Source organism: Wolbachia endosymbiont of Cylisticus convexus (assembly GCF_003344345.1).
On sequence record NZ_QPIP01000049.1, the window covers coordinates 1 to 10,845 of the forward strand.

A 10,845-nucleotide genomic window follows, 5' to 3' on the forward strand; every position below is an offset into this window, starting at 1 on the left:
TACAGTCTACAGTTACCGAATAGCCTAAAGATGACATAAACCCCAAAACTCCTTATTTTTCGTTTTCGCCATTTCTAAAGAACTTACTTTCTGTAAAGGATCTTGTGGCGTATTAATAATTGGATCATTCTCTAAATATGGACTTGTACCGTTGCATGTGAGCAATTTTGCAGATTTTTTATGCCCTTCATTTATTTCTCGATTATAAGCTATAACATGCAACGCAGTACCAATACTGTTGCTTTGCATATTAACATACTTTTCTTTATCTTCTGCTGCACCTATCAAAATGGCAACTACATCAGGATGACCATTATAAGCAGCTAAGTGCAATGCAGTTTCACCATTATTATCCTGTAAATAAGGATCTGCCTTTTTTTGTAGAAGTAATTCCACAATTGCTGAATGACCTTCTGCAGAAGCATACATCAAAGGAGTACAGTTATGCCGATCTTTAGCATCAACTGTTGCACCACGCTCTATTAGCAATTCTGCAACATCTAAATGTCCATCGTACGCTGCTTCATGTAAAGGAGTTACTCTACTGCCTGTACTGCTCAATGAATCAACATTTGCACCTTTATCAAGTAAAAGCTTCGCAAAATCTTTATGACCATTCCTGGCAGCTAAATGAAGTGCAGTGCAACCATCTACTTTTGCTTTTGATGTAATCTCGATATTTGCACCACATTGTAGTAAATGCCTGCCAAGCTCAACATCACCTTTTTGTGCTGCAACATGTAAGGAAGTAAATCCTTCAGTATTATATTTGTTTATTGTTTTGTGTAACTCATCGATGACCTGTTGATTGTCAGTACTTTTGAATTCTGGATCTCTTTTAATATTTAATTGATTATTATCTTCTCTACTCACTGCTTGACTCGAGGTTGGAGTCTCATTTAGCATAGCTGAAGTGTCTTGAGCGTTTATAACAGGAGATCCTGAATTGCTACTTCTTTTTATCAGATCAGACTTGATCTTGTACAAATTCTTCTTCAGATTTTCAACTTTTCCATAATCTGCTTGAGAAATGTAACCATCATAACACTGCTTGGCAGAATATACAAGATCCACCATAGGTACAGTAGGATAACAGCTCCATGCCTTGCCTTGCTCCTTGATAAAACCACTTACTATTTCTAATGTTTTTTCTACTACTGATAAACCTTCTTGAGGTGATACACGATTAACACGAGCTTGAACAATGCGTATGTAAGTAGCCAAGACATTAACATCCTTATCATCCACTGCCTTTTTTACTGATTCTGCAATATGACTCAGATCAAAAACTGCATTCTCAGGAATAATATTAAATGAATCTGAATCCACCTCTGCTGGCAAATCTACAACAAATGACTTCGGACCTTCACCAATATTTTCAAAAAAAGACTCAACAATTACGTTATCAGCATCTTTAAAACGCATCTTTATATCATCTAACAAACTTCTGCCATTAGCTTTGTAATTCTCCAATTGCTTAGGAATAGTAAGTGTTACTTTACCGTCTTCATACTCTACCTTACTATCCCGAAATTGAAGTGTGAACTCTAAAATAGCATCAATCCTGCATATTTCCTTATTCGTATCAAGTTCCCTAACAGGCATACTTGGACAATACTGAACATTGAGAGAATCTTGGCTATTATATACAATACTTATCTTTCTATCGTTGGCATTAGGTAAGCTTAGTCTATACTTAAGGAATATAGGAGAGAGCTGCATTAACAAAGAGCCATCATACCCAGCCTGATTGCAACTAGTAATTAATTCTTCCAGTATATGGTCGTTCGGAACTTCTACTTTAGCATGTTTGAACATTTCTGTGAAAACATATTTTGCAAACAGACGTTTATCATCTCCCTGATTGTATTTATCATACAACCCTTTAATAAAATTATTATTTATAATTTGATCATTGATTACAAAAAAATCCGTCCTATATAAGTCTTGATAAGCTGTGTTACCAGATTTTACATCTTCATTATTCTCATTTGCCTTTACTTGACTTAGCAGAGGTTGTGTTAGCTGAAATTCCAATTCAATTGCCCTGTTAGTATTTTGTCCTTCCTCAGCCTCTGAACAATTACCTGAATCTCCAGAATGGCAGCGCTCCTTAATTTCTTCTCGCTCTAAAATTTCAAACTCCTCTTCAGTGCCTAAATCTCCAGAATGGCGGCATTCCTTTTCTTCTGCAGCACTTGCTGTTGGTGGCACGAGCCCACCAAATAAATTCCATCCCATGTTTTACCCCCTAATTATTAGCTAAGCTAAGTATAGCATTAAACAGTAATTTTGCCAAGCAAATTATTAAGTCTTTTAGCAAACAGACTTGCATCGTCCATCTCTTCGCCTTCCACTATACAAGCTTGATAGAACAATAAGTGAATCATATCCTCGAGTGTTGGGTTTTCACCACTTTCAGCGTGAGATTCCATTATACTTCTTATCACAGGATGCTTAGTGTTAATTTCAAGTACTTTTGGCGTGCGGTAATTTAACTGCTTTTGTTCACGCAAAAAACGCTCCATGCGAAGATCCATAGCACCTTCATCAACTGCTAGACATACAGGGCTGTCAGTCAGTTTTTTTGAGATTTTCACGCTTTTCACTAAATTACCAAGAACCTTGGTGAAATATTCGAGTATAGAATCCGTATTTCCCTCAGTTTTTTCTTCGTTTGACTTGCTTTCTTCACCTTTTTTATCTTCTTCTGAAGAGAATTTTTCCAGATCAACATCAGCGCGAGTCACAGACTTGAATTTTTGATCTTTATATTCATGAATTACACTAGTCCAGAAATCATCAACTGGATCAACAAATAGAAGAACTTCCAATCCTTTACTGACAAATCCTTCAAGTTGTGGACTGTTTTTCACTGAATCAAGGCTATTGCCTGTGAGATAGTAGATATGCTCCTGCTCAGGCTTCATTCTGCTTATATAGTCATCAATACTGACTAACTTCTCATCACCAGTGCTATTAAATCTGCAAATGGAAAGAAGTGCTTCTCTCTCATCAGTTGGCATAGCTTCGCAAAGCCCCTCTTTTAATACCGCACCAAAATTGGCCCAGAATTTTGTGTATTCCTCTAAATTCTCTTTTGCTTTTTTACCGAGCTCTGATATAGCACGCTTAGTTAAAGATTTCCTAATTTGCTCAACAACACGATTATTCTGCAGCGTTTCCCTGCTGATGTTGAGAGGCAAATCTGGTGAGTCAACCACGCCTTTTAGAAATCGTAAATATTGTGGTATGATTTGTACATTATCCTCAGTAATAAATACCTTGTTTACATATAACTTCACAGAGCAGCGTCTATCTGGATGGAATAAATCATAAGGCTTGATAGAAGGAACATAAAGCAAGTTCGTATATTCTATTGCACCTTCATTTTTATTATGCAGTATCATCCAAGGCTCACCACCTACATGCGCAACACTGCGGAAGAAGTCGTTGTGTTCTTCTTGAGTGACGTCATTTTTCGGCTTAGTCCAAATTGCGGCTTTGCTGTTTAATTTTTCACTTTTTCCTTCTTCATTTACAAACTCAACGGGGAAATTTATGTGGTCAGAGTAAGTAGTAACAATGTTTTCAATACGGAATTTGTCTAAAAACTCGCTTTCTTCAGGACGCATAATAAGGGTAATTTTCGTTCCACGAGGGATTTGATCATCTAATTTGCTAATTGAATATTCTCCATCTCCTTTCGATTTCCAGACCCAAGACTCTTCTTCTCCAGCTTTTCTCGATTCCACTATCACTTCTGATGCAACCATGAAGCTTGAATAAAAACCAACACCAAATTTTCCAATCAGCTCTACAGCTTGGTTTGAATCTTTATTATTCTTGATCGCATCTAAGAATTTTTGCGTACCAGAACTCGCAATCGTGCCAAGATTATCTATTAAATCCTGCCTGCTCATCCCAATACCATTATCGGTTATATACAGCTCATCCTTATCTTTATTGGAGCTAATGGTAATCTTCAATTCATCACTTGAATCTAGTAAATTAGGATTTAGCTGTGATTCATAGCGCAATTTATCACATGCATCTGATGCATTTGATATTAACTCACGCAAAAAAATATCTTTATTAGTATAAAGTGAGTGGATTACTATATTCAGTACTTTCCCTACTTCAGCATCAAATTTTAAATTTTCAGTTTCTTGTACATTGTGCATTTTGAGCTCCATTATTAGCCTACTACTCTAATAATTTAAGTATCGCACTGCGATCTTTCAAGGTCACGCATGCTAAAATTTATGTGAGCTAACTTATGGTTCCAATGCTAAAGTGAAGTAAGTACAACCACTGTGTCATGCAAACTGAAATGATAAGAAGAGAGTTCTGTCCTTAATATGGACACTTTCTTTATTCTTAAAACATAATATCTCTTATTTGCTTCAAAGATTTGTTAGTCTTTGATTCTTTTTCTTTAAAAATAGTCTCAAGAGAGGTTTTAAGCTTTTCCCATTCTTTTTGATCATTTAGACTCTCAATCTTCTCCAGTGCTTTCTGAGGTGATGAATATAATTCCTCATACAAATCAGTGTTTACTGATTGTAGTATTACTAAAAATGTAAATAAATTTGGATCAAGTAATTCTTCTTTCGGATAGTTCAAAAAACATAGCTTTATTTTCTTTACGCAGTATTGTATTGCCTGCAATGATAATGAGAAGCTTTTTGCATAAAATATAAAGCTATCTATAATTAAGCTTTTTGATTTCTTTGGCAATTCAACATTTTGAAATAGCTTTCTTGTAAACTGCTCTGTTGGCTGTTTTGGCAAATGCAAAGAGAGATCAGTAAAAGATTTTAAGCTAAAATTTGGTCCAAGTATTGTGCTGATCGCTCTTTGCACGTTACTTTTATCTTGACTAACAGAGATAATGAAAACCAGCCCCTCTACATCAAGCATGTACTTTATGGATTCTAAAAAATCGACAATGAATTTAGGGCGACATATATCAAGATCATCCACCATTATATAAATATTTTTGTCTTTCCTGATTTTATTAACCACATCTGCTAATTGTGTCTTAAAATCTCTAATGTTCTCTTTTCTTCTTTGGAGAAGATTTAATTCACCCAAAACAAAACCAATGTCTTTCTTATCAGCCTCCTTTGCAGCATCAAGAAATACTGAAAGCATAGCAAGTGGAGATTTACTGATTAGCTTTCCTAATGTATTGAGAGAAAATAGTTCTTGGTTTATGTTTTTGAACTGCTGTATAACACTTCTTTTTACTTTGTATGATGCGAATAGATCTTCAAACAGGAAATGCAAAAAAGAAGGCAATGGTTGATCTAGCGCACTAATATCCCATGCGCTGTAATAAGCTGCAATTTCATTTTGCTGCTCTAGATCCTTTACCCATTCTTGCAAAAAAAAACGTCTTACCCCACTTATCATATCCTTCTAAGGATACGATGGAAAAAGACTTACCAATTGTCTTGATTATAGAACTAAATTTACTTGCAACTTGTTTATAACCTAAGCAATCATTTTCCCAAGTTGTTAGCTTAGGTAATTGCTCCTCTTCTTTTTTCTAAACGTTGCTAATGATATAAGTTTTTTTAAGCACATATCTTACTTTGTATTTAACTCATACTCTTGTCTCGAAGTGAGAGCTGCTTTTAACGTTCCTTCATCTAGGTAGTCAATTTCTCCACCTATTGGTATGCCGCAAGCAAGGCGCGATATTTTGACATTCGAGTTTTTTAACAATTCAATTATATATTGCGCAGTAACTTGGCCTTCTAATGTCGGATTGATTGCAATAATGACCTCTTCAATTTTAAATTCTGTAACTCTTTTAGGAATGTTATCAAGATTGAGTTCTTTTGGACCTACGCCATTTATTGCTGACAATCTGCCACCCAAAACATGATACATACCTGAATATATATTCCCTTTTTCAAATGCCCATAGATCACCCAACTCTTCTACTACACACATTAACTTGGTGTCACGCTTTGGGTTAATACAAATAGAACACGGTGATTTAGTATCTAGGTTTCCACAAATCTTGCACTCTATTATAAGATCCGCTAATTCTCTAATCAAAGATGCAAGCGGTAGCATGACTTTCTCTTTGTTTTGGAGTAAATGTATAACTAACCTTCTTGATGATGATGGCCCTAAACTTGGCAATTTAGAAAAAGCATGAACTAAATTTCTTATATTAGTATTCATTCAATAAATTCAGGATAGTTCATTAAACCATAACATCAAACCTTTCATAAAGAAAGCAGTAAGTCATAGCTATACGCTGCTGGCACTTTTACCTTCGTTACCCCGTCCCTATTTTATCCTGTTCCTACTATTGTTAGAAGGGCTATAGCTGGAATTCTGGACATAAAATCTTCCTGTGTAAAAAAGATTAGAAAAAAATGCAGCATACATACGACAGATGTGTGTATACGTTGAAGAAGATACGTTTGTTGAAAAATTAATTGAAAGTCTGCAGACAAATTTGAACTCTCAAAATATCTCTAACTATAATGATAATCAAATTTAGAATATGCGGAAGTAACTTTTTTTGACAATATAATGGAGTTTTACAGACAAATAACAAACACTAATTGTCTTACAATTGCAACACTACATAAAATTATATTAACTTTCTGTAACAACACAAAAAATTTATGTCAGAAAGTAGGTTTTGCAATTGTATCAATAGTGGTGGGATTGGTAGGACTCGAACCTACGACCAATTCGTTATGAGCGAACTGCTCTAACCGACTGAGCTACAATCCCTTTTATCAACACTTATAATACACACAAAAGCAAATTTGTCTATTAGCTTATTTCACTATCAACCCAACTTTGTAAATCATTTACTGCACCAATTTTGCGTGCAATTTCCTTGCCATCTTGAAATATAATCAAGGTAGGTATAGATTGAACCCCATACTTACTTGGTACTTCTGTTTCTCCATCTATGTCAAACTTGCAGATTTTGATCTTGCCTTTTCTATCCTTGGCTAATTGCTCAATACGTGGCATCAGACTTTTGCATGGCCCGCACCATTCTGCCCAAAAATCTACCAGAACTAACCCTTTATAGTCAGTGACTTCAGATTTGAAATTTTGATCATTTACCGCTTTGATATCATCACTCATAAAATACCTAAATTTTTGTAAAATATAGCCTATCAATTAGCAGCTAATCAACTAAATTCTTTTGAACTGAAGTGTTTTGCATAAAATGATTACATTTGATGATTAAAGATATCTACATTTCCCCAACCCATTGAGTCTAGCTCAATACGAGTAGGAAGAAATTCAAAGCACTTTTGGGCCAACTCTTTCCTGTCTTCACGTTTCAGCATTAAATCTAACTTTTCCTTTATTCTATGGAGATATAAAACATCAGATGCAGCATAACTTTTTTGCTTGTCTGTTAAATTTTCATTCCCCCAATCAGAAGATTGCTGTTGCTTGTTTAGTTTGGTATCAAGCAGCTCTAAACACAATTCTTTTAAGCTATGATTATCTGTGTAGGTGCGAACTAAACGTGAGGCTATTTTCGTGCAATAGCACGGCAGTGCCCAAGTTTTTAAGTAATAATGTATTATGCTTACATCAAACCGCGCAAAGTGAAAGATTTTGGTTATATTTTTATCCTCTAGTATTTTTCTCAAATTTGGAGCTGTATAATCGTTTTTGAATTGAATCAAATGAGCGTTGCCATCATCAAAAGAGAGCTGCACAAGGCATAATCTATCTCTGCTATGCAATAGCCCCATTGCCTCTGTATCAACAGCTATAGACCTTATACCATCTGGTATTGCACTAGCTAGCAGGTCGTCTTTATATACAAATATTCTCATAAATTTAATATATTGTATGGCACATATGATAACAAAAAATGTGTCTTAAGTATACGAAAAGATCATAGAAGGTTGTCTCCCACATTTTTCATATACGTGGGGTTTACAAATTGTGATATGCACCTATAATCAAAAGAACCTAAGCAGAATTTAATTGCGGGAGTAGCTCAGTTGGTAGAGCGCAACCTTGCCAAGGTTGAGGTCGAGGGTTCGAACCCCTTCTCCCGCTCTTTTTTTAAATCATAAAAAAATTAATTTACTTACCTAATAAATTTAGCTATACTAAAAGTAGTTAAAAGCTTTTTAGAAAATAAGTATGAAAAAAGATGATGTTATAGGATATTCAGCAACTTTAGTCATGGTAGCAACAATAGGAGCACTTACAGGTTTAGGACTCAGCTTTACAGGTTTATCACCATTGGTAATGGGTGGAATTGTTGGTTCTATAACTCCAGCATTGTATACAGCTCTGTGTGCGGGAATTCTGCTATACGGATTTTGCAAAAAAGACTCTATTAAAAAGGAGAATAAAGATGATTTTTTCAATGCAGGTATTGCCACACTTGCAAGTGCTGCAAGTGGAGTTGTTATTGCTGCAGCTACAATGGCTATTTTTCCCGGTGCAGGGCTTGGAATGGGATCTGCAGCTTTAGCAGGTGCAGTGATAGGAGTGATGGCACCAATGGCACTAATTGCAGCAGCATTTGCAATTGAAAAAGTGAACGATTATATTATATCACCTATAGTTGAGCGTTTTTCTTCAAAAGAGGAAAAGAGCAAATTACCTCAACATGTGTGTGCTTAGCAGAGTGGCAAAATAAGGTAGGCAAAAAAGACAACTAAATGAGTGTCATGCCAGTGCGTGACACTGGCATCCAGCCTTTTCACGCAAAAAACGTTGTAAGGTGTTTATCAACTTAGTGCCTAATCTGGATCCCAGTGCCAAGCACTGGGATGACATGATGGAAGCTAGGATGGCAAGAAAGGGAGCACTGGCTTCAATATTTGCATATTAGCCGCTCCCCTGAACAGATACACCTGCAAAATAATCAATTGACGTTAGCATTTAGTTTTCTTTATAATTTCCTTTGTGAAAGAACAAAAATGCTTATTTGTAACGATAGCTGGTTTGCCAAATGCTGGAAAGTCAACGCTAATTAACAGCATCGTAGGCAAGAAGATTGCAATTGTCACCCCTAAGGTGCAGACAACAAGGACGCAGGTAAGGGGTGTTGCAATATGTAACAATACGCAGATTGTCTTTACTGATTCTCCAGGAGTGTTTTCAGCAGAAACAAAACTTGAGAAAGCTTTAGTCAAATCTGCATGGTTGGCAGTTAAGGATAGTGACATCACCTTGCTGATTGTTGATGTAAGCAATTACTTAAAAAATATAGAAAGAATAAAAACTATATTCGCACGACTTCAGCGCACAAAAGGCAGATGCATTTTGGTTATCAATAAAACTGATTTAGTGAAAAGATCAGAACTCAAGATGGCACATGAGCATCTAAATTTGCTTTATAAATTTGAAAAAATTTTTACGATATCGGCACTGAAGAATGATGGACTTTCTGATTTGATGAATTACCTATCTGAAATTGCACCAGTAAGCCCTTGGTTCTATGAAGAAGATCAAGTAACCGATTCCTCAGCAGATTTTTTATCAGCGGAAATTACGAGAGAGAAGTTGTTCTTGAACCTGCGTGAAGAATTGCCATACTCTACAGCTGTTATAACTGAACAATTTGAGGAAAAAAAAGATAAGAGTTTAGTCATAAAACAGATCATATTTGTGTTGAAAGATAGTCATAAGAAAATAGTGCTAGGGAAAGAAGGTGGTAACATAAAAAAAATTAATATCGAGGCGCGTGCAGAACTGGAAAAATTATTTGAATGCAAAGTTCATCTCTTTTTGTTCGTAAAAGTGCGACCTTGGACTGATCGCCCTGAGGAGTATATAAGCGATGCTTAATTCTTTGTTGGTATTTGACATTGAAACTATACCAGATGTAAATTCCTGTAAGAATTTGCTTAATATTAGTGATGATAGTAGCGTAGAAGAGAAAAGAGATGCGTTAACAAAATATCATCTTGAAATAACAAGCGGGCAAAACTCTTTTCTACGTCAGCCTTTTCACCAAATTATAGTTATTAGTTTTTTGCTTTGTGATATAACGCACCAGAGCGGTTACGAGGTATTCACACTACAAGAAATAAGATCTGGAGGTACGATAAACTCTAATGAAAAAGAGTTAGTGAAAGGATTTTTTAACTACATATCAGAGAAAAAGCCAAGACTAGTTTCATTCAATGGACGCACTTTTGATATACCGGTACTGAAGTATCGTGCTATGGTTCATGGCATTCAAGCGGAATATTTTCACAAAGCTGGCGATAAGTGGAATAGTTACAATCAGAGATACAGTAGTGATTGGCATTGTGACTTACTTGAAACCCTCTCTGATTTTGGAGCTTCTGCAAGAGTGAAAATGAATGAAGTTTGTGCAGCGTTTAATCTTCCTGGTAAGATTGGAGTTGATGGGTCACAAGTTATGGACTTATACGATAGTGGCAAAATACAAGAGATTCGCGATTATTGCGAAACAGATGTGATTAACACTTATTTGATTTACTTGAGGTTCATGCATCATCAAGGAAGAATGACTACAGAAAGCTATAATAAGAGCATAGAAGAATTGCTTTTAGAGTGTGAAAAAAAAAGAGCATCTAAAAAAATTTAAAGAGGAATGGAAAATAACTAGTGGTGAAAACTTTTATACTTGAATGTAAATGAATAGATATTATGGAGCAATCTAATAACTGCTCCATAATAATAGTATCTGTTCAGATGCATGTGAAACCATTGCTTCTTTTCTTGTCATCCCAGTGCTTCTGATCATATATCAAGTTAGTGAGTATAGAAGTTATATAAAAATACAACGTTTTTAGTGAGATTAAGGAAAGGCTGGATCCCAGTGTCAAGCACTGGGATGACATTATG

Annotated in this window: 7 protein-coding genes, 2 tRNA genes and 2 pseudogenes; 4 read left to right on the forward strand and 7 right to left on the reverse strand. The window is 35.5% G+C overall.

The genetic code is table 11. From position 1 onward, the window contains the following. Positions 1-24: 24 nt before the first annotated feature. The 7 genes and pseudogenes from Wcon_RS12030 to Wcon_RS05960 all read right to left on the reverse strand — a co-directional run bounded on the left by Wcon_RS12030 (position 25) and on the right by Wcon_RS05960 (position 7,841). On the reverse strand, positions 25-2,241 hold the full coding sequence (locus tag Wcon_RS12030; protein ID WP_237350072.1) for an ankyrin repeat domain-containing protein: 2,217 nt from the start codon (positions 2,239-2,241) through the stop codon (positions 25-27). A gap of 38 nt (positions 2,242-2,279) precedes the next feature. Beyond that, positions 2,280-4,184, reverse strand: a complete 1,905-nt coding sequence (htpG, locus tag Wcon_RS05930; RefSeq protein ID WP_114517575.1) for a molecular chaperone HtpG — start codon at positions 4,182-4,184, stop codon at positions 2,280-2,282. Positions 4,185-4,380: 196 nt separating this feature from the next. After that, a pseudogene (locus Wcon_RS05935) lies at positions 4,381-5,592 on the reverse strand (KAP family P-loop NTPase fold protein). Between the two features lie 3 nt (positions 5,593-5,595). Continuing rightward, the gene (gene recR, locus Wcon_RS05940; protein ID WP_114517571.1) at positions 5,596-6,201 is read right to left on the reverse strand and encodes a recombination mediator RecR; all 606 of its coding nucleotides are present in this window, start codon (positions 6,199-6,201) and stop codon (positions 5,596-5,598) included. A gap of 487 nt (positions 6,202-6,688) precedes the next feature. Then, positions 6,689-6,765: transfer RNA gene (locus Wcon_RS05950), tRNA-Ile, on the reverse strand. 42 nt (positions 6,766-6,807) lie between these two features. Continuing rightward, positions 6,808-7,131: a thioredoxin gene (gene trxA, locus Wcon_RS05955; RefSeq protein ID WP_114517572.1), complete on the reverse strand. Its 324-nt coding sequence runs from the start codon at positions 7,129-7,131 to the stop codon at positions 6,808-6,810. Positions 7,132-7,220: 89 nt separating this feature from the next. Continuing rightward, positions 7,221-7,841 (reverse strand): ribonuclease D, encoded by a 621-nt coding sequence (locus Wcon_RS05960; protein ID WP_114517573.1) that lies wholly within the window; start codon positions 7,839-7,841, stop codon positions 7,221-7,223. 156 nt (positions 7,842-7,997) lie between these two features. Here Wcon_RS05960 and Wcon_RS05965 point away from each other — a divergent pair. The 4 genes and pseudogenes from Wcon_RS05965 (at position 7,998) to Wcon_RS05980 (ending at position 10,628) form a co-directional block, all read left to right on the forward strand. Then, positions 7,998-8,070: transfer RNA gene (locus tag Wcon_RS05965), tRNA-Gly, on the forward strand. Positions 8,071-8,157: 87 nt separating this feature from the next. Beyond that, on the forward strand, positions 8,158-8,646 hold the full coding sequence (locus Wcon_RS05970; protein WP_237350074.1) for a hypothetical protein: 489 nt from the start codon (positions 8,158-8,160) through the stop codon (positions 8,644-8,646). Positions 8,647-8,931: 285 nt separating this feature from the next. Further along, entirely contained in the window at positions 8,932-9,816 is an 885-nt protein-coding gene (gene era / locus Wcon_RS05975; RefSeq protein ID WP_114517574.1) for a GTPase Era, read from the forward strand. Then, a pseudogene (locus Wcon_RS05980) lies at positions 9,809-10,628 on the forward strand (3'-5' exonuclease). Before era ends, Wcon_RS05980 begins: the two are co-directional and overlap by 8 nt. Positions 10,629-10,845: the final 217 nt, after the last annotated feature.

Coding starts and splice junctions, on each gene's coding strand:
- Wcon_RS12030 (WP_237350072.1), bottom strand. CDS start 2,241: ATGGGATGGAATTTATTTGGTGGGCTCGTGCCACCAACAGCAAGTGCT.
- Wcon_RS05970 (WP_237350074.1), top strand. CDS start 8,158: ATGAAAAAAGATGATGTTATAGGATATTCAGCAACTTTAGTCATGGTA.
- htpG (WP_114517575.1), bottom strand. CDS start 4,184: ATGCACAATGTACAAGAAACTGAAAATTTAAAATTTGATGCTGAAGTA.
- Wcon_RS05960 (WP_114517573.1), bottom strand. CDS start 7,841: ATGAGAATATTTGTATATAAAGACGACCTGCTAGCTAGTGCAATACCA.
- trxA (WP_114517572.1), bottom strand. CDS start 7,131: ATGAGTGATGATATCAAAGCGGTAAATGATCAAAATTTCAAATCTGAA.
- recR (WP_114517571.1), bottom strand. CDS start 6,201: ATGAATACTAATATAAGAAATTTAGTTCATGCTTTTTCTAAATTGCCA.